The organism is Nocardiopsis sp. CA-288880 (assembly GCF_050955985.1).
Taxonomy (GTDB): Bacteria; Actinomycetota; Actinomycetes; order Streptosporangiales; family Streptosporangiaceae; genus Nocardiopsis; species Nocardiopsis tropica.
In genome coordinates this window covers 3043368-3061655 of record NZ_CP192105.1, presented here as the reverse complement: position 1 = coordinate 3061655, position 18288 = coordinate 3043368, and the positions used below count along the sequence as shown (strand labels likewise).

The window sequence follows — 18288 nt, the reverse complement described above, 5'->3', positions numbered from 1 at the left end:
TTCGCGCCCCCTCCGGAGCCCCTGCGGGGCCGACGTTCTACCCCCTTGTCCCTTTAGGGCACGTTTGGCCCTTCGGACCGGCGAATCCGTGCCCCGATCGTGTGCGCGAGTGGTGCAATTCAAGCTTAGAATGATAACCATTGTCATTATCGCGCATATCGGAAGGGAGACCAGGTGCGCCAACTGTCCGTCCCCCCGGACGAACCACGGCAGGCACACAGTCCCGACCCCCGCTCCGCTTCCACCCCCGCCCCGAAGGGCCCGCGCCGGGTCCGCCGCCTGTCCACCCCCGCCGGCGCCGCGGTGGCCGCCGTCGTGCTCGGCGCCGTCCTGGCCGTGTCGATGGTCCTGGCGATCGGGCTGGGCTCGGCGCTCGTCCCGCCCGGCGAGACCGTGCGCTACCTGTGGGCGGCCCTCACCGGCGGCGTCATCCAGGCCGACGAGGTCGTCCGGTACCAGATCATCTGGCAGATCCGGACGCCGCGCGTGATCCTCGCCGCCCTGGTCGGCGCCGGCCTGGGCGTCGTCGGCGTCGCCGTCCAGGCGATGGTGCGCAACGCGCTCGCCGACCCCTACATCCTCGGCGTCTCCTCCGGGGCCTCCGTGGGCGCCGTCCTCGTCGGCGTGTTCGGGGCCCTCTCGGCCCTGGGCGTCTACGCGGTCTCCGCCGGCGCCTTCCTCGGGGCCCTCGTCGCCACCCTCCTCGTCTACCTCATCGCCTACTCCCGGACGGGGGTGACACCGCTGCGCCTGGTGCTGACCGGTGTGGCCCTGTCCTTCGGGTTCCAGGCGGTCATGAGCGTGATCATCTACCTCGCCCCCAGCAGCGAGGCCACGAGCACGGTCCTGTTCTGGTCCATGGGGAGCTTCGGCGCGGCCACCTGGGGCTCCCTCCCCGTGGTCGCGGCGGTGGTCGTCCTCGGGGCGGTGATGCTCCGCGGCCTGGCACGCCCGCTCGACGTCATGGCGCTGGGCGACGAGACGGCGGCCAGCCTGGGCATCGGCGCGGACCGGCTGCGCCGGTGGCTCTTCGCCCTGACCGCCGTCATGACCGGGGCCATGGTCGCGGTGAGCGGGGCGATCGGGTTCGTCGGCCTCGTCATCCCGCACATCGTGCGCATGCTCGTGGGCGCCGACCACCGCCGGGTCCTCACCGTCGCCCCGCTGTTCGGCGCGGTCTTCATGGTGTGGGTCGACCTCGCGTCCCGCGTGGCCGCGGCCCCCCGCGAGCTCCCGCTGGGCGTCATCACCGCCCTGGTCGGCGTCCCGGTGTTCATCACCCTGATGCGCCGCAGGGGCTACCTGTTCGGAGGACGCTGATGGACCTGCGCCTCGACGGCCTGTCCGTCGAACTCGGCGGCGAACCGATCGTCCGCGCGCTGACGCTGGACGTCCCCGACGGGCAGGTGGTGGGGCTGGTCGGCCCCAACGGCTCGGGCAAGTCCACCGCCCTGCGCTGCGTGTACCGGGCCCTGCGCCCCGACGCGGGCCGGGTGTGGCTGGGGGCGGAGGACCTGTCCTCCCTCAGCCTGCGCCTGAGCGCCCAACGGGTCGCGGCGCTGACCCAGGAGAGCGGCAGCGACCTGGACTTCACCGTGGAGGAGGTCGTGGCCCTGGGACGCGCCCCCCACTTGCGGGGCAACCAGGCGCTCAGCGCCCGCGAGCGCGACCTCTGCCGCAACGCCATGGAGCTCCTGGACGTGGCGCACCTCGCGCACCGGGGCGTGCTCGAACTGTCCGGCGGGGAGCGCCAGCGGGTCCTGGTGGCCCGCGCCCTGGCCCAGGAGCCCCGGGTGCTCGTCCTGGACGAGCCCACCAACCACCTCGACGTCCGGCACCAGGTCGAACTCCTGTCCCTCGTGCGGGGGGCCGGGATCACGGTGCTCGTGGTCCTGCACGACCTCAACCTGGCGTCGGCCGCCTGCGACCGGATCGGGGTGCTCTCCGAGGGCGCCCTGGTGGCCGCGGGCACCCCCGGCGAGGTCCTGACCCCCGCCCTGCTCCGCGAGGTCTTCGGCATCGAGGCCTCGGTGGTGCCCCACCCCCTGACCGGCGACCCCCAAGTGCTGTACCGGCTCCCTCCCCGTCCAGGCCACCTGGACTCCGTGATGTCGAGAAAGGCGTCCCATGACGACCAGCGTTCGTGAAGGCAGTTCCCCCTGGCGGTCCGTGCTCCCCGTGGCGGCCGTCTCCGTCCTCCTCGCCGGGTGCGGCGCCCAGGTCCAGGAGGGCTCGGCGGCCGCGGACACGGTGACCGTGGAGCGCTGCGGCGAGGAGGTGGAGTACACGACCCCGCAGCGCGCCGTCGCCTACGAGGGCGGCAGCGCCGACAAGCTGTTCGCCCTCGGGCTGGCCGAGCAGGTGCACGGCTACGTGATGCCGCCGGCCAACCCGCCGGTGGAGGAGTCCCCCTGGGCGGAGGACTACGCGAGCGTCGAGTTCCTCGGCGACGACCTCCTCGACCGCGAGACGGTCGTGGACGCCGAGGCGGACCTGGTGGTCGCGGGCTGGAACTCCGGGTTCAGCGACCAGCGCGGCATCACCCCCGAGATCCTGGACGGCATCGGGATCCAGAGCTTCATGCACGCCGAGTCCTGCTTCAACTACCCGGGCTTCCCCGAACGCGTCACCCCCTTCGAGGGCCTCTACACGGACCTGGAGCGGCTGGGCCGGATCTTCGGGGTCGAGGAGCGGGCGACGGAGCTCGTGGAGGGGTACAGGGAGCGGGTCGCGGCGGTGGAGGAGCAGGTGCCCGAGGGCGACCCGGTCCCCGTCTTCCTCTACGACTCGGGCGCCGACCAGCCCTTCACCGCGGGAAGCCAGGTGCCGCCGAACGACATCATCTCCGCTGCCGGGGGCGAGAACATCTTCGGCGACCTCGACGAGCGGTGGACCCAGGTCGGCTGGGAGGCGGTCGTGGAGGCCGAGCCGGAGGTCGTCATCATCCTCGACTACGGCGACCAGCCCGCCGAGGAGAAGATCGACTTCCTGACCTCGTTCCCCGCCATGTCCGAGGTCCCGGCGGTGGTCGAGGAGAACTTCTTCGTCCTGGACTACAACGAGGGCATCTCCGGCCCGCGCAACATCGACGGACTGGAGAGTTTCGCCGAGTACCTGCGGGAGCTGGAGCGGGGCTGACCCCGGCGGGGCCGGCGCGCTGCCGGCCCCGGGGCGGCCCCGGTAGCGGGGCCGCCCCTGCCGCCCCGGGCGGGCCGGGCACGGCGCGCGCCCCGCGACCGCGCGGCGGGGCCGGCACGCCCCGACCGCCGGCGCGGCCCGCGCACGGGGAGGCGCCCGCCGGAGGGGGACTCCGGCGGGCGCCCTCCCGCACCGCCCGCGCCTCGCCCGGCGGGCCGGCGGGGCCCTCACCCCTCCAGGGACGTGACCAGGTCGTCGGTGTGGACGGCGCGGGAGGGCGGCGCGGCCCCCTTCCACTCCATCCGCGACCACGGGAGCTCCAGGTCGTCCGGGTCGAGGACCTCCCGCGGAGCCAGGTCCTCGACCGCCGCGGCCTCCGCGTGGCGCGCGAACACCGACTCCACGTACCGGTGGCCGGTGTCCGGCGCCAGGAACACGACGCGGCGCCCCGGGCTGCGGCGGGCCTCCCACCGCGCCGCGAGGTGGGCCGCCCCGGTGGAGAGCCCCGCGAACACCGCGTGGCGGCGGAGCAGGTCGACGCTCCCCGCCAGGGCGGCCGAGAACCCGGTCCAGTGGACGGTGTCGTAGAGCGAGTGGTCGACGTTGCCGAACGGGATGGAGCTGCCGATGCCCGCGATGATGATGTCCCGGTCCTCGACGCCGTCGCCGCCGAACGTGACGCTGCCGAAGGGCTGGACCCCCACCAGCGCGGTGCCGGGCTCCCGCTCCCGCAGGAAGCGGGCCAGGGCCCCGGTCGAGACGCCCGTCCCCACGCCGCCCACCAGGGTCAGCGGCTCGCCCCCCGTCTCCCGGGCGATCATGTCGGCGGCCTCGCGGTAGCCGAGGGCGTGGACGTCGTCGTGGTACTGGCGCATCCAGTGGAACCCGGGGTTGTCCCGGATCACCTCGCGGACCCTGCGCACCCGGCGGTTCTGGTCGAGCCGGAGGTCGTCGGAGGGCGGCATCTGCTCCAGGGTGGCGCCGAGCACGGCGAGCTGGACGCGCAGGGTCCGGTCGACGGTGGTGGAGCCGATGATGTGGCAGCGCAGGCCGTAGCGGTGGGCCGCCAGGGCCAGGCCGTGCGCGTACATGCCGCTGGAGCTGTCCACGAGGGTGTCGCCCGGGCGGACGGCCCCCGTGTCGAGGAGGTGGCGGACCGCCGCCACGGCGGAGGCCACCTTCATGGACTCGAAGCGCAGGCAGGCCACCCCCTCGCCCAGGTCGATGAGGTCGGGTCTGCCGACGGCCTCGGAGAAGTGCTCGTCCACGGTCACCCCTCCCCTCTCCCGGCCCCTGCCGCTCTGCGGTCCGCACCGTGGTCCCGGTAGCGGTAGAGGGAGGTCGCGTCGGCGCTGAACTGCGAGAACGGGAAGGGTTCGGCCGACAGGGCGCTCACGCCCGCGCCGAGGAACGCTCGGGCCACGGCCGCGCCGCTCTGCGCGTAGACCACGAGCGGGACGTCCCGTTCGCGGCAGCGCTCCAGGACGCGGTCGAAGGTCCCGTTGCCCAGGGTCATCCCGGTGGCGACGACGGCGTCGGCCTCGGAGAGGACCTCCTCCATGTCCGGGGTGACGGGGTCGCCCCACTGCGTGCTCCGCAGGTTGAGGTCGCAGGGCAGGCAGCGCCCTCCCCTCTCGTGGATGGCGGCGACGAGGGGGTTCACCACGCCGATGAGGCCGACCTTGCGGCCGTCGGGCTCGGGGACGAGGCCGGCGACGGCCGCGTCGCGGGCCAGGGCCCGCTCCTCCGGGGTGCCCCGGGGCAGGACGACCTCCTCGGCGCGGGGGTCCTCGGCGTGCGGCGCGGCCTGTCCCAGGTAGGCGTCCAGGGCGGCGAGCCGCAGCGGGAGCGGCCCGCGCAGGAGGAGCTCGCGCAGCGGGGAGCCGGACGCCTCGGCGCAGACCGCGGGGTCCAGGGCGCCCTGCTCGAAGGCGCACGCGCCGAAGGCCCGGCCGACCCTGACCAGGACGTACTGGTTGAGGTAGGTGACCCCTCCCCCCGCGAGCCGGGTGCCGTGGTGGACCCAGAACACGCTGGTCGCCGGGGGCAGGTCGGGCTCGGCCAGCACCGACCGGAAGAGTGCGTCGAGGTCCTTCATCGGACGGCCTCCCGCCGGTGGGCGCCGTCCCCGGCCCCGGCGGGTCCGCGGGTCAGCCGGAACAGGTGGGTGAGGACGCCGTCCTCCCAGTCGTGCAGGTGGTGGATCTCGGCCGTGAACCCGGTGTCGGCGGCGTGGCCGATGATGCGGCGCAGGTCGGCGGTGTTGGACACGATGAGGTAGACCTCCCCGCCGGGGGCCAGCAGGTCGCGTTCGGCGATCTGCGAGAAGAAGGCCTCGGTGACCGCGGCTCCGGCGCACACGTTGCGGACCACGTCGGGGTCGTCGCTCACCGGCTGGCTGACGGCCGGGGGGTTGAACGTGACGACGTCCGCCTGGTGGCCCTCGGGGAAGCCCGCGAAGACGTCGGAGACGACCGGGACGAACTCCGGGGCCTCCGTGCCGGTGACGAGCCTGCGGTAGTTGTCCCCGGCCGTGCGGACGCTGTCGGCGTGCACGTCCACGGCGTAGACCCGCGCCGCTCCGCGCAGGCCCGCCACGGCGGTCTCGACCCCCAGGCCGACCCCCATCGCGGCGTAGCGCCTGCCCCGCACCGCGATGTCGCCGTCGAGGAGTCGCTGGTGGATCATCCGGCTCGTCTCCCCCGGCATGAACACGCCGGGAGGGACGGTGAAGTCCCATCCGTTCCAGGTGTAGGTGCGGTGGGTGCGGAGGTCGGCCTTGGGCCGGTTCATGCCGATGATCTGCTCGGCCGGAAGAGGGGGAGGGAGCTGGGCGATCAGGGAGGGATCCACGCGGGTCCTTTCGACGGCGGAGGGGTACGTCTCGGAATGCGGACACGGGGCGCCGGCACACACGCCCCAGGTCGCATCTCGGACACCGGGCCGACCGCGGGAGCGGCGGGGGCGGTCCGGCGATGACGACTATAGGGGAAATGAAAATCATTGTCAGCAGATGGCGGCGATGTGCATACGAGCGTTAGTGGTTATCGTTTTCACTAAGATGGAGGGGACCCCTGCCGATCCGCCAGAGAGCGAGAGACCACGCGTGTCACCGACGCCGCCGAACCGAACCGAACCCCGCAGGCTACGGGGCTCCCCCCTCCTCGACCCCGACTTCGTGCGCCTGTGGTGCGGGACCACGGCCTCGGGCCTGGCGACCTGGGCCCTGCCGTTCATCCTCGGCCTGGCGGTGCTCGACGGCTCCCTCGGCGCCGTGGGCCTCGGACTGGTCCTGGCCACGCGGACCGCGGGCTTCCTGGTCGCGGTCCCCCTCGGCGGACTGCTCGCCGACCGCCACTCCCGGCGGTCCGTCGTCCTGTGGTCGGGACTCGCGGCGGCGGCCGCCACACCCGTCCTCGCCGCGGGGCTGGGCGCCTCCACCGCGCTCATGGCAGCGGCGGCGGCCGTGGTGGGCGTCGGCCAGGGCGCCTGCCGCCCCGCGTTCCAGGCGCTCACCGCCGAGGTCGTGGACCCCGAGGACCGGCAGCAGGCCAACGCGGCCCTCACGTTCTCCGTGCGGGGCGCCACCCTGATCGCCCCCGGGCTGACCGCGCTGCTGTCGACGGTGACCGGCACGGGCGCCCTGCTCCTGGTCACGGCCGCGCTGTGGCTCGCGGCCGCGCTCCTGCCCCCGGCGGGCGCCGCGGCGGGGACCGGGGAGCGGGGAACGCGCGCCGCCTTCCACACCGAGTTCCTCGAAGGGCTCGCCGAGGCCCGCAGGCACCCCTGGTTCGTCGCCGGGCTGGGCGCCCTCACCGTGGTGATCGCCCTGGGCTACTCCGCCACCAACGTCCTGCTCCCCCTGGCCAGCCGCGACCACTACGGGACCGAGGCGGTCCTGGCCGGGGCGCTCACCGCCTACACCGGCGGCGCCCTCCTCGGCGCGGTGCTGGTCTCCCGGTGGCGGCCCCCGGCCCAGGGGTGGACCGCCCTGGCCGGGCTGGCCCTCTACGGCCTGGCCCCCCTGAGCCTGATCCTGCCCGTGGGCCCCCTGGCGGTCATGGCCGCGTACGCGGTGGTGGGGGTCGGCGTGGAGCTGTTCAACGTCCCGTGGTTCACGGCGGCGCAGCGGGAGGTGGAGCCCGGCAAGCTCGCGCGGGTCTCCTCCCTGGACTTCCTGTTCTCCTACGGGCTCGCGCCCGTGGGCCTGGCCCTGATCGCCCCGGCCGCGCAGGCCTTCGGCGCCGGGCCGGTGCTCCTGGCGTGCGCCGTGCTGTGCGTGGCGGCGCCCGCGCTGGCCGCGCTGGCCCCCGGGGCCAGGGAGTTCCGGACCCCCTGAGCCCCGGGCCGGGGCGGTCGGCGCCCGCCGGACGGCCGCCGTCGCGCCCGGCGCGGCGGTCCCGGGGCCGACGGGCGCCCGGGACCGGCCCTCAGGCCCTCCGGTCCGCGGGAACGTGGCGGGTCGGCGGCCCGGTGTACTCCGCCAGGACCGATCGGGGGAGCGGCCCCTTGATCCGGGCGCCCGACCCGTGCTCCTCCCAGGCGTGGGCGAGGATCCCGACGGAGCGGGAGAGCACGAACAGCCCCCGCGCCAGCTCGGCGGGGAACCCCAGGGACGCGTAGACGACCGCCGTGGCGCCGTCCACGTTCATGGGGACGGGTCTCGCACGCCCCTCGGACAGGGCGGCCTCCAGGGCCAGGGCCGACTCCAGGGGGCCGCCCGGCACCACGCCCTCCTCCACGGCCGCCCCGACCAGGCCCAGGAGCGGGTCGCGGCGGGGGTCGCGGGGGTGGAAGCGGTGGCCGAACCCGGGCACGTACTCGCCCCGGGCGCGGTACCCGGCCACCTCGTCGGCGGCCACGCGGTCCACCGGGGCGCCCCCGGCGCGCAGGGCCGCCATCCGCTCCAGGAGCTCCACGCACTGCTGGCCCGCTCCGCCGTGGACGTCCCCGAGGAGGTTGACCCCGGTGGCGACGGCGCTGTTCAGGCCGACGCCGCAGGTGGCCGCCATGCGCGCGGCCGCGATCGACGGCGCCTGGGGGCCGTGGTCGACGGCGGCGACCAGGGCCGCCTCCAGCAGGCGGGACTGCCGGGGGTCGGGCAGCTCCCCGCGCAGCATGAGCCACACGGTGTCCACGAACGAGGCCTGTCCGATCAGCTCCTGGACGGGGTAGCCGCGCGGCTCGATCTCGCCCGGGGCGATCCTGATGACCCCCGTGGACCACCAGCTCCCGATCTCGCTTCGGGTCATGGTCTCCTGACCGGTGTCGCTCATACGGTCCCCTCCTCGCGCAGCCTGTCGATCTCCTCGTCGCCGAACCCCGCCTCGCGCAGGATCTCCGCCGTGTGCTCCCCGAGCACGGGGGGCGGTCCGGGCGGGGCGAGGGCGGCCCCGTCCACGTGCACCCCGCTGCCGAGGACCCGCAGCTCGCGCCCCTCCTCCCCGGGGAAGGGGAGCGTGTGCACGAGGCCCCGGTGCTCCACCTGGTCCAGGTCCAGCGCCTCGGACACGCTCAGCACGCGGGCGGCCGGGACGCCCGCCTCGGACAGCTCCCGCTCCCACTCCCGGGCCGTGCGCCGGGCGAGGTGCTTCTCCAGCTCCTCCCGCAGGGCGTCTCTGTGGGCCTTGCGGTCCTCGCGGCGGGCGAAGCGCGGGTCCGAAGCCAGGTGGGGTGCGCCGACCAGGGCGCACAGGGTCTCGAACTGCTCCTGCTTGTTGGCGGCGATGTTGAGCGCGCCGTCGGCCGCGGCGAAGGTGCCGGAGGGCGCGGCGGTGGCGTTCTCGTTGCCGATGGGGGACGGCTCGACGCCGGTGGTCAGGAAGTTGGAGACCCCCCACCCCATGGCGGTGATGGCGGTCTCCAGCATGGACACGTCCACGCTGGCGCCGATCCCGGTCCGCTCGCGCCGCACGAGCGCGGTGCTGACCGCGAAGGCCGCGGCGAGGCCGCCCAGGACGTCCGCGACGGGGAAGCCGGCCCGGAGCGGCCCGGTCCCCGGGGTGCCGGTGGCGCTCATCATCCCCGAGAGCCCCTGGACGATCTGGTCGTAGGCGGGGCGTCCGCTCATGGGGCCGTCGGCCCCGAACCCGGAGACCGCGCAGTACACCAGCCGGGGGTTGATCGCGCGCAGCCGCTCCCAGCCGAAGCCCAGCCGCTCCAGGACCCCGGGGCGGAAGTTCTCCAGCAGCACGTCGGCCCCGCGGACCAGCCGCTCCATCACCTCGCCGCCCCGGGGGGACTTGAGGTCGAGCGTGAGGGAGCGCTTGCCGGCGTTCTGCGCCAGGAACGACGCGCCCAGGCCCCGGGCGCTGAGGTCGGGGGCGGCCCCGAGCCGCCGGGCGAGGTCCCCGCCGCCGGGCACCTCGACCTTGACCACCTCCGCGCCCATGAGGGCCAGCTGGTAGCCGGCGTAGGGGCCGGCCAGGACGTTGGTCATGTCCAGGACGCGGACCCCGGCCAACAGGGGTTCGGGCTGTTCCGCCGCGCTCATCGGGCCGTCCTTCCGGGGCCCGCGGGCCCGCCCAGGGGGTCGAGGCCGATACCGGTGATGCGCCCCGCCGCGCCGACGACGGCCGAGGTGAAGCTCTCGACCGCGGCGTCGGTGAAGCGGGCGGTGGGCCCGCCCACGGCCAGGGCCGCGACGGGGACGGCGCCGTCCGGCCCGTACACGGGGGCGGCGACGCCGGAGGCCCCGGTCTCGCGCTCGCCGTGGCTGACCGCGTAGCCCAGCCGCGCGGCGCGCTCCACCTCCTCCTTGAGCCGGTTGAGGTGCCCGGGGCCGTGGGGCGAGGCCGCCGAGACGCGCAGGAGCAGGGACTCGGGGGCGCCGATCAGGAGGACCTTGCTGGCGGAGCCGCCCCACAGGACCATCTCGTCACCGGTGTTCACGACGTGGCGGAGCCGCTGGGGGCCCTCCTCCTGGGCGACGCACACGCGCACCGCGTCCGCGCGGACGTAGAGGTTGACGGTCTCCGCGGTGTCCGCGACGAGTTCGCGCATCACCGCCCGGACCGCCTCGGGGACCCTCCAGACCGCGTGGGCCAGGCGGGCCCACCGCAGCAGTCCGGGGCCCACCCCGACCCGGCCGTCGGGCCGGGTCCACAGCAGCCCCCGCTGTTCCAGGGTTCCCACCAGTCGCAGGACGGTCGTCTTGGCCAGACCCGTCCGCTCGGTGAGCTCCCGGACGGTGTGGGCCTGGTGCGTCTCGTCGAACAGGTCCAGCAGGTCCAGTGCGCGCGCCACGCTGCGCACGGAGCCGTCCGCGTCGCCTCCCGGCATGTCTCCTCCTCGCCAGTGGTCCACTGGATGGTCTTTCTGATCCACCAGGTGGACTCACGGCGACAGCCTAGCGCACGGGGCGGATTCCCGTACAGACCCGCCCGCGACGGGCGCCCCCGCCCCGGACGCCACGCCGGGAAAAAAGACGCTGGAAGAGGCACGTACACCCGGACCGCGACGAACACGTTACGGGCGCGTGTCATCCTCCCGTTGACAGGAGCCATTGTGACCCGCATCATTTCCGGAACCAGCAAGCGGCCCTCCTGGTCCACCAGGTGGACCAGAGGGTCGAGAGGAAGTGAAGGATGAAGAACCAGCGGATCCTCCGCTCGGTGGGAGCCGTGGCCTCCGTCCTCGTCGTCGGCGCCGCCGCGGCCAACGCCGCGCTCTCCGACACGGGCGCGTCCGAGGCCCGGGCCCGGGTCGACATCGTCGTCCCGGCCGACCCCGGCGGAGGCTGGGACCTGGTGGCGCGCGAGGCGCAGAACTCCCTGCGCGTCAACGGCATCGTCGAGAACACGCAGGTCCTCAACCTGCCCGGGGCCGGCGGCACGATCGGCCTCGCCCAGACGGTCCGCCGGGAGGGCGACGCGACCACCCTGATGACGACGGGCACCGTCATGATCGGCGGCATCATCGTCAACGACTCGGCGCAGACCCTGGACGACGTGGTCCCCATCGCCCGCGTCGCCGACGACTACGAGGTGTTCGTGGTCAGGGAGGACTCCCCGCTCGAGGACATGTCCGACCTCATCGGGGCCTGGGAGGAGGACCCGGGCGCGGTGGCGGTCGGCGGCGGCTCCCTGGGCGGCACCGACCACCTCCTCGCGGGCCTGGCCGCCCAGTCGCGCGGGGTGGACCCCCAGAGCGTCAACTACATCCCCTTCGCGGGCGGCGCCCAGGCGCTCACGTCCCTGCTCTCGGGGAGCATCGACGTCGGCGTCTCGGGCTACAACGAGTTCCGCGACCAGGTGGAGGCGGGCAACCTCCGCGTCCTCGGCGTCTCCGCGGAGGAGCGGGTCCCGGGGCTGGAGGAGCACCCGACCCTGCCCGAGCAGGACGTGGACGCCGTGCTGCCGAACTGGCGCGGCTTCATGGCCGCGCCCGGCATCAGCGACGCCGAGCGCGAGGAGCTGACCGCCATCGTCGAGGAGATGGTCCGCACCCCCGAGTGGCAGGACACCCTCGAACGCAACCGGTGGGAGGACACCTTCCAGTCCGGACCGGAGTTCGAGGAGTTCCTCGCAGCCGAGATCGACCGCATCACCACCGTCACAGAGGACCTGGGACTGTCATGAGCCTGAGCAGCACACCCGCGGAACCGCGCGGGACCGAGACCGGACCGCGCCCCGCGCGGCCGGCCCGGCACTGGTGGAGGGGGCGGAGCGAGATCTTCGTCGGCCTGCTCACCATCGGCATCGGCCTCTTCCTCGGCGAGCAGACGCTCACCATGCACGTGCCCGACAACTCGGCCTCGCCGGGGCCGCAGTTCTTCCCCTCCGTCGTCGCGGTCCTGATGGTGGTCCTGGGCACGGCGCTCGCCGTCCAGGTGATCCGGCGCCCCGCCCCGGAGCCGGAGAGCGGCCCCGCCGACACCGAGACCAGGGCGCACGACCAGGCCGGAGCCGTCGGAGAGCTGGTCGACGGCGAGCGGCCCCCGGCGGGCGCGCCCGCCACCCACAGCGACTGGCTCACGGTCGGCACCGTGGTCGGCTCCGTCGTGCTCTTCGCCCTGCTGCTGCAGCCGGTGGGCTGGCTGCTGTCGGGAGCCCTGCTGTTCTTCGGCGTCGCCTGGGCCTTCGGCGACAAGCGGCGTCCCGTGTTCGAGGCCGGAGTGGCTCTGGTCTACTCCTCCGTCGTCCAGCTGGCCTTCGTCGCCGGGCTGGGCCTGAAGCTCCCCGCGGGGATCCTGGGAGGGGTGCTCTGACATGGAGACTCTCGGACTTCTCGGGGGCGGCTTCGCGGCCGCCCTCACCCCGGAGAACCTGCTGTGGGCGCTGGTCGGCGTCGTGCTCGGCACCGCGGTCGGCGTCCTGCCCGGCCTGGGGTCGGCGATGGCGGTGGCCCTGCTGCTGCCCGTCACCTTCAAGCTCGACCCCACGGGCGCGTTCATCATGTTCACCGCCGTCTACTACGGCGGGCTCTTCGGCGACTCCACGACGTCGATCCTGATGAACACCCCGGGCAACAGCTCGGCCATCGCCACGGCGATCGAGGGCCACAAGATGGCGCTCAAGGGCAAGGCGTCCCAGGCCCTGGCCACGTCGGCGATCGGCGCGTTCATCGGCGCGGTCGTCTCCACGGCCGTGGTGGCGTTCTTCTCCAACGTCATCATCGACATCGCCCTGCGCTTCGGCCCCGCCGAGTACTTCGCGCTGGCCGTCTTCGCCTTCCTGGCCACCTCCGCGGTCGTCGCCCAGTCCATGGTGCGCGGTCTCATCGCGCTCTCCATCGGCCTGTCCCTGGCCATGGTCGGCATCGACACCCAGAGCGGCGCGGCCCGCTTCACCCTGGGCATCCCCTCGCTGTTCGAGGGGGTCAGCGTGATCACGGTGACCGTGGGCCTGCTCGCGCTCGGGGAGGTCCTCCACGTGGCCTCGCGCGTGCACCGGGGCGGGGGCGGCACCACCGAGCTCCTGCGCACCACCGGCACGCCCTGGCTCAGCCTGCGCGAACTGCGGCGCGCCCTGCCCGCGTGGATCCGCGGACTGGGCTTCGGCCTCCCCTTCGGCGCCGTCCCCGCGGGCGGCTCGGAGATCCCCACGTTCCTGGCCTACGGCACCGAGCGCAAGCTGTCCCAGCTCCGGGCGCGCAGGGGCAAGCGCCCCGACGAGTTCGGCAACGGGGCGATCGAGGGCGTGGCCGCCCCGGAGACCGCGGCGAGCGCCACGGCGGGCACCGCGATGGGCGCCCTGCTGGGGCTGGGCCTACCCACCTCGGCCACGGCGGCGATCATGCTCGCCGCCTTCCAGCAGTACGGCATGCAGCCCGGCCCGCTGCTCTTCGAGCGCAACGCCGACCTGGTGTGGGCGCTCCTGGCCAGCCTGTTCATCGGCAGCGTCATGCTGCTCATCCTGAACCTGCCCTTCGCACCGCTGTGGGCGAAGCTGCTGCTGATCCCGCGCCGCTACCTGTACGCCGGCATCACCGGTTTCGCGGTGCTGGGGGTCTACGCCTCGTCCTACTCGGTGACCGAGCTGTGGCTCCTGATCCTGCTGGGTCTGTTGGGCTTCATGATGCGGCGGTACTCGATCCCGGTGGCCCCGGTGCTCATCGCGGTCATCCTGGGCCCGCTCGCCGAGACGGAGCTCCGCCGGGCCCTGGCCATCGGCCAGGGGGACGTGGGCGCGCTCTTCGCCGGGCCGATCACCATCGGCATCTACACGGTCATCCTCGCGGCCGTGGCCCTGGTCGCCGTCGCCCGGATGCGCTCGGCGCGCCGGAGCCGGGCCCAGGCCGAGTCAGCCGAGAAGACGGAGGTTGCCGGGTAGCCGGGGACGGTGGGTCCTTCTGGAGGCCCCGGACGCGGCGACCGCCGTGCCCGGGGCCTCCGTCGTGGGTGCCTCGTGGGCCGGGCCTCCACCTCCGACGGCCACAGGGCCGACTCCTGCCGGGTGCGCCACGCACTCCCGGGACGGACGGCTGACACGAGGACCCCAACAGCGCTCTTCGCCGCGTTGCCGTCCCCGAGGCCTACAACGGGATCTCCGCGATCGTGAGGTCCAAATCGCGGATCATGACCTCGCTCAACTGCCGGAGCTGGATCTCGGTCACCTTCGCGCCGTGGAGCGAGGCCAGCCCGGACAGGTTCGACAGGTCACTGCCGCGCAGGTCGGCACCGGACATCTTGGTGTTCTCGATGTCCGCGGCGAAGGCGCAGTCGTCGAAGACCGCACCGCGCAGGTCGCTTCCGATGATCTCGGCTTCCTTGAAGGAGCAGCCGACGAACGCCACGTCACCGGTGACCCTGACCTGCTCCCAGCTGGCGTAGTCGAACTGACAGCCCTCGAAGAGCACGTCAGACATCGAAACGCGCGCCAGGGACACCCCCATCAGCCGTGAGCCCGTGAACCGGCACCGGTTCAGGGTGGTGTTCACCAGGCGGTGTGAGGTCAGGTCGAGGGAGGCGAAATGGGTGTTGGCGACCTTCTCCTCCTCCAGCGGGTCGGGGTAGGGCCAGGCGCGCACCGTCGGCTCGTCGTCGCTGGGCAGGAGCACTTTCGCGCCCCGGATCTCGGCGGTCTGCACAGGCTTCCCCTACTTCTTCCAGTTGTCCCACGTCGAACGGTTGTCCCAAGGGCCACCGCCGACGTTGTCCCAGGTGTCGCGGTTGTCGAACAGCCCTACCGGGGTCCTCGGTCGGAGCCGCTCGATCAGGTCGGCGGCCCGCTCGGATGCTTCAAGTCCGGTCAGGGTCGTCATCATCGGTCACACTCCCATCTTCTCGCCCAGGGCGCGGACGAGTTCCTGTTTGGCGTTGCGGCAGTAGGTGGTTTCGGTGGTGGTGAAGCGGCCGGTTTCGAAGTACTTGTTGGAGGCCTGTCCGCCTCGGCAGAAGGTGAAGAACTCGCAGGTTCGATGGCATTGGCGCACGCCGTCCAGGTGTTCGCGGACGTAGGCGGTGTGTGGGGCTCGGGCGAGGATGGCGGGCAGTTGCTCGTTCAGGACGTTGCCCAGGACGAAGTCGTCGTACTGGGTGTCCTCGACGCCGAGTAGTTCCGGGGAGAGCACGACCACGTCGCCGTTGATGCCGACGGTGGGGATGGGATCGAGCAGAGCGGTTTCCCACCGGTCCTTGTGCCCGGCCCTCACATCGGCCAGGTAGCCCAGGAGTCGTTCGGCCTCGCGGACACGGAGAGGGCTGCCCGCGTCGATGCGGTCGAACATCGTGCGCCAGAAGCGGCGAACGTGCACGGGGTCGATGTCCTGGCGGGTGTCGTTGGCGCCTTCGAGTTCTTCGATGTTGAAGCCGACGCTCTTGGCGCCCAGGCCCTCGAAGAAGTCGAGCAGGGTGTCGGGGTGGGTGATGGTCTGTGCGGTCACGACGCAGATGGCGGTGAAGTCGACCCCACGGGCTCGGAGGCGGGAGATGCCGCGTTCCACGCGGGAGAAGACCGGCCGGTTCGACCAATCCACTCTGGACAGATTCGCCGCCGCAGGGCCGTCGATGCTCACCCCGACCCGGAAGTCGTATCCGGTGAAGAAGTCGCACCAGGCGTCATCGATGAGGGTGGCGTTGGTCTGCACGCAGTGGCGGATCCGACCCTCTCGGCGCAAGGGCTCGAATGCCTCCACGAGGTCGCGGAAGTTCTCGCGGCGTGTCGTGAGGGGTTCGCCTCCGTGCCAGACCACGTCCACGACCTCGCTCGTGTTCTGTGTCTCGATGCCGACGGCGAGGGCTCGGGCGACCTCGACCGGCATCTCGGCGCGGGTCTTGCGCTCGTGGACCGGCAGGTAGCAGTAGGAGCAGTTGAGGTTGCACAGCGTGGTGGGTTGCAGGATCACCGAGTGGAAGTGGGGGGCTATCACGGCACCTTCTCACGGGAGGGAGTCGAGAGTGGGCAGGCCAGACCGGTGGAGATCAGGTCAGCGGTTGTCGGGAGTCTGGGTGACCTGCGCGGTCTGGAGGGTGTGCGTCGCGGCGTAGGTCGGGCGCATTTGCCGATGGTCGACGTTGCGAACCTGCTGGCGCAGGCCTTCGAGCGTGGGATCGGACAAGATCAGAGGGTCACGACCTCCTCGGGCAAAAGTCCAGAAGCGCCGCGATCCGGGCCCCACAGAACCACCCAGCCGACTCCGAGGTAGTACTGGAGGCGTTCGGCATCGGCGTACAAGCTCGTGTCATCAGCGCGTGTCCAGGACATGAGGAGTCAGGTCTGTTTGCCTGGGCGGTCGATCTCGAACCACACAGTGGTGCGCCCGTTCTCCTGGAGGGTGCCCCACCGGCTCGCCTCGGCGGCGACCAGATGCAGACCGAACCCTCCCTCGGTGCACACATCCAGCGGGCGTGGGCAGGGGAAGACGTGCTCGCCCTCCCGCGGGCCCTGGTCGGTGACCTTGACCTGAAATCGGTCGGGGAGCTTGAAGACCGCCACCATGACCTCGCCGCCAGATTCTCCGCTGCGGGTATGGCGCAAGGCATTCGTGAAGAGCTCGTCGGCCAACAGCACCAACGCCTCTGTCGCTGAACCGAGGACACCGGCCCGGGAGCGGATGCGTCGTCGCATCACCGCGGCCTGCTCCGGCTCCCCGGGCAGGATGACCGCTGCCGCCTGCTGCGGCTGGGCGGTGTTGGTGGCAATCGGGGTGTTCGCGCGCGGATCGCTCGTGCGCCGAGGGAGCCGTTGCACCGGCTGAGCCTTGTGGACGCGGAACCGGTCCACGTCCACCTCGATCACCTGGGCCACGTCGCCGCCTCCTGCAGACCGAACAGGGGGCGTGCGACCGGCCGACCGAGCCGAGGGTCAGCCCCGCCCTGCTGAGCAAGGTGTTGGCCACGGTGTCGCTGCTGTGGAATCGAGGCGGGAAGGGGTGATCGTCCGGCGGGTCGGGAGCAGTTGCAGAGTGACATGCGGTGACCGTAAGACGCGGACAGCGCACGGTTCCGCAGCCGCAGGAGGGTAAAAGACCCGCAGGAATGTGCGGATCGGCTCAAGCCACCCCGGCCCTGCTGGCCAGAGGGCGCAGTTCCGGTGTGGAACGCCGGTGCTCCCTGCGCAGCAGTTCGGTCAGCACCCGGGCTGTTCCGGGGTGGTAGCGGATGAGTTCGGGGGCGAGCCGTTCGGCGTCCAGCAGAGTGTGGACCGCTGCGGCGTCCTGGCGGCGCTGGGTGTAGGCGCGGGCCAGGTCCAGACAGACCTGGGCCCGCCGGCCGACCAGACCTGCAGGCAGCGTGCCCACCTCCAGGTCCTCCCCCGCTTCCACCGCGGTGCGGGCGTCACCGATCGCGACGGCGGTACTGATGGTGTGGATGGCCACGTTCGTCGGACCGAAAGCGGTCCCGTGCAGGTTGTGGTCACCGCTCAAGCGGTTAGCAGCTCGACGGGCCTGGCGTAGGAAGCGCGGTACCGCCGCACGGTCGAACTCCGCAGCGGCGGCCGTGGCGGCGGCGAGGTGGAGTCCGCCGTAGACACTCAGCTCCTCGGGGGTTCCGGGACGCATGCGGCGCTCCAGCGCCGAGGCCGCGCCCATCGCCAACTCCACCGCTTCAGCGGGCCGCCCGCGCGAGATGAACACGTACGCCAGTCGGTAGGCGCCCACTGCGGTCAGGAGTGTTTGGTCGGCCCACTCGGCGGCTGACATGGCTCGGTCGGCGGCCTGCCAGGCCAAATCCTTCTCCCCCACCCTGCGCAGCAGGGCCGCGGTGGTGTTGTAGACCATGGCTCGGGCCGAGCACACAGCAGGCCGGTCCGAGCCGAGGGTGTGTGCGGCGGCTTCGGCCTCGCGGATGAGCCGGGGCAGTCGTCGTCCGACCTCGTCGTAGCGGGCCGCTTGGTAGGCGGCATAGGTCTGGTGTGCCTGGGTGAAGAGCGAAGCGGGGTCGACGCGGGGATCGGTGCCGGTCTCGGCGACGATGGTCTCCAGGGTGGAGTAGCGCATCATGGCCCGCTCAATGGCTCGGGCGGCGTCGTAGCGCATGTCGGTGACCGCCTCGGTTTCGGTTCCGGTCAACTCGCTCAGGTCCAGACGCAGGACGCGGGCCAGGCGGGTGAGGATCTCGTGGGAGTCCACCGACAAGATGCCGCGTTCGACCTGGGAGAGCCAGGACTCGGAGCGTCCCACGAGTCCGGCGAGCACGCTCTGGGAGTAGCCGTGCCGTCGTCGGGCACGTTTGATCGTCTGGCCTCGAGTGGCGGGGTCCACGCTGTG

The 18288-nt window shown here is 72.8% G+C and carries 19 protein-coding genes; 7 read left to right on the top strand and 12 right to left on the bottom strand.

The window, feature by feature from the left end; translation table 11 throughout:
- The first annotated feature begins 174 nt into the window (after positions 1–174).
- The 3 genes from ACQPYD_RS13090 to ACQPYD_RS13080 are packed head-to-tail and all read left to right on the top strand — an operon-like array spanning position 175 to position 3138.
- Complete coding sequence (locus ACQPYD_RS13090) at positions 175–1320, top strand: FecCD family ABC transporter permease (protein WP_433701248.1); 1146 nt, start codon at positions 175–177, stop codon at positions 1318–1320.
- Positions 1320–2147, top strand: a complete 828-nt coding sequence (locus ACQPYD_RS13085; RefSeq protein WP_433701247.1) for an ABC transporter ATP-binding protein — start codon at positions 1320–1322, stop codon at positions 2145–2147. Before ACQPYD_RS13090 ends, ACQPYD_RS13085 begins: the two co-directional genes overlap by 1 nt.
- A complete protein-coding gene (locus ACQPYD_RS13080) occupies positions 2128–3138 on the top strand; it encodes an ABC transporter substrate-binding protein (protein ID WP_433701246.1) in 1011 nt (336 codons plus the stop codon). The genes ACQPYD_RS13085 and ACQPYD_RS13080 overlap by 20 nt, the downstream gene beginning before the upstream one ends.
- A 227-nt stretch (positions 3139–3365) precedes the next feature.
- On the opposite strand, the gene ACQPYD_RS13075 is transcribed toward ACQPYD_RS13080, so the two are convergent.
- From ACQPYD_RS13075 to ACQPYD_RS13065, 3 genes are read right to left on the bottom strand one after another with little or no spacing between them, the layout of a single operon-like run.
- Positions 3366–4406, bottom strand: a complete 1041-nt coding sequence (locus ACQPYD_RS13075) for a pyridoxal-phosphate dependent enzyme (protein ID WP_433701245.1) — start codon at positions 4404–4406, stop codon at positions 3366–3368.
- A 2-nt stretch (positions 4407–4408) separates the two neighbouring features.
- On the bottom strand, positions 4409–5236 hold the full coding sequence (locus ACQPYD_RS13070; protein ID WP_433701244.1) for a Rossmann-like domain-containing protein: 828 nt from the start codon (positions 5234–5236) through the stop codon (positions 4409–4411).
- Positions 5233–5991 carry a methyltransferase gene (locus ACQPYD_RS13065; protein ID WP_433701243.1) on the bottom strand — a complete coding sequence of 253 codons (759 nt, stop codon included), beginning with the start codon at positions 5989–5991 and terminating at the stop codon, positions 5233–5235. The genes ACQPYD_RS13070 and ACQPYD_RS13065 overlap by 4 nt, the downstream gene beginning before the upstream one ends.
- Positions 5992–6244: 253 nt before the next feature.
- Here ACQPYD_RS13065 and ACQPYD_RS13060 point away from each other — a divergent pair, with 253 nt between their 5' ends.
- Positions 6245–7477 carry an MFS transporter gene (locus ACQPYD_RS13060; RefSeq protein ID WP_433701242.1) on the top strand — a complete coding sequence of 411 codons (1233 nt, stop codon included), beginning with the start codon at positions 6245–6247 and terminating at the stop codon, positions 7475–7477.
- Positions 7478–7568: 91 nt separating this feature from the next.
- Here ACQPYD_RS13060 and ACQPYD_RS13055 read toward each other — a convergent pair whose 3' ends face one another.
- Genes ACQPYD_RS13055 through ACQPYD_RS13045 form a run of 3 tightly spaced genes read right to left on the bottom strand, consistent with a single transcriptional unit; the run spans position 7569 to position 10419 of the window.
- Positions 7569–8414, bottom strand: a complete 846-nt coding sequence (locus tag ACQPYD_RS13055; RefSeq protein ID WP_433701241.1) for a citryl-CoA lyase — start codon at positions 8412–8414, stop codon at positions 7569–7571.
- Positions 8411–9631, bottom strand: coding sequence for a CaiB/BaiF CoA transferase family protein (locus ACQPYD_RS13050; RefSeq protein ID WP_433701240.1), 1221 nt, complete (start codon positions 9629–9631; stop codon positions 8411–8413). Before ACQPYD_RS13050 ends, ACQPYD_RS13055 begins: the two co-directional genes overlap by 4 nt.
- Positions 9628–10419, bottom strand: coding sequence for an IclR family transcriptional regulator (locus tag ACQPYD_RS13045; protein WP_433701239.1), 792 nt, complete (start codon positions 10417–10419; stop codon positions 9628–9630). Before ACQPYD_RS13045 ends, ACQPYD_RS13050 begins: the two co-directional genes overlap by 4 nt.
- 305 nt (positions 10420–10724) lie before the next feature.
- Between ACQPYD_RS13045 and ACQPYD_RS13040 the strand changes: the two genes are divergently transcribed.
- Genes ACQPYD_RS13040 through ACQPYD_RS13030 form a run of 3 tightly spaced genes read left to right on the top strand, consistent with a single transcriptional unit; the run spans position 10725 to position 13910 of the window.
- Positions 10725–11717 (top strand): Bug family tripartite tricarboxylate transporter substrate binding protein, encoded by a 993-nt coding sequence (locus ACQPYD_RS13040; RefSeq protein ID WP_433701238.1) that lies wholly within the window; start codon positions 10725–10727, stop codon positions 11715–11717.
- The gene (locus ACQPYD_RS13035; protein WP_433701237.1) at positions 11714–12346 is read left to right on the top strand and encodes a tripartite tricarboxylate transporter TctB family protein; all 633 of its coding nucleotides are present in this window, start codon (positions 11714–11716) and stop codon (positions 12344–12346) included. Before ACQPYD_RS13040 ends, ACQPYD_RS13035 begins: the two co-directional genes overlap by 4 nt.
- A gap of 1 nt (position 12347) precedes the next feature.
- The gene (locus ACQPYD_RS13030) at positions 12348–13910 is read left to right on the top strand and encodes a tripartite tricarboxylate transporter permease (protein ID WP_433701236.1); all 1563 of its coding nucleotides are present in this window, start codon (positions 12348–12350) and stop codon (positions 13908–13910) included.
- Between the two features lie 202 nt (positions 13911–14112).
- On the opposite strand, the gene ACQPYD_RS13025 is transcribed toward ACQPYD_RS13030, so the two are convergent.
- The 6 genes from ACQPYD_RS13025 to ACQPYD_RS13000 all read right to left on the bottom strand — a co-directional run bounded on the left by ACQPYD_RS13025 (position 14113) and on the right by ACQPYD_RS13000 (position 18282).
- Positions 14113–14667 (bottom strand): pentapeptide repeat-containing protein, encoded by a 555-nt coding sequence (locus tag ACQPYD_RS13025; protein WP_433701235.1) that lies wholly within the window; start codon positions 14665–14667, stop codon positions 14113–14115.
- Positions 14668–14676: 9 nt separating this feature from the next.
- Positions 14677–14844: a multiple cyclophane-containing RiPP AmcA gene (gene amcA / locus ACQPYD_RS13020; protein ID WP_433701234.1), complete on the bottom strand. Its 168-nt coding sequence runs from the start codon at positions 14842–14844 to the stop codon at positions 14677–14679.
- A gap of 3 nt (positions 14845–14847) precedes the next feature.
- Complete coding sequence (amcB, locus tag ACQPYD_RS13015; protein WP_433701233.1) at positions 14848–15948, bottom strand: cyclophane-forming radical SAM peptide maturase AmcB; 1101 nt, start codon at positions 15946–15948, stop codon at positions 14848–14850.
- 57 nt (positions 15949–16005) lie between these two features.
- Positions 16006–16137, bottom strand: coding sequence for a hypothetical protein (locus tag ACQPYD_RS13010; RefSeq protein WP_433701232.1), 132 nt, complete (start codon positions 16135–16137; stop codon positions 16006–16008).
- Positions 16138–16289: 152 nt separating this feature from the next.
- Positions 16290–16826, bottom strand: a complete 537-nt coding sequence (locus tag ACQPYD_RS13005) for an ATP-binding protein (protein ID WP_433701231.1) — start codon at positions 16824–16826, stop codon at positions 16290–16292.
- Positions 16827–17070: 244 nt separating this feature from the next.
- The gene (locus tag ACQPYD_RS13000; protein ID WP_433701230.1) at positions 17071–18282 is read right to left on the bottom strand and encodes a helix-turn-helix domain-containing protein; all 1212 of its coding nucleotides are present in this window, start codon (positions 18280–18282) and stop codon (positions 17071–17073) included.
- Positions 18283–18288 lie beyond the last annotated feature (6 nt).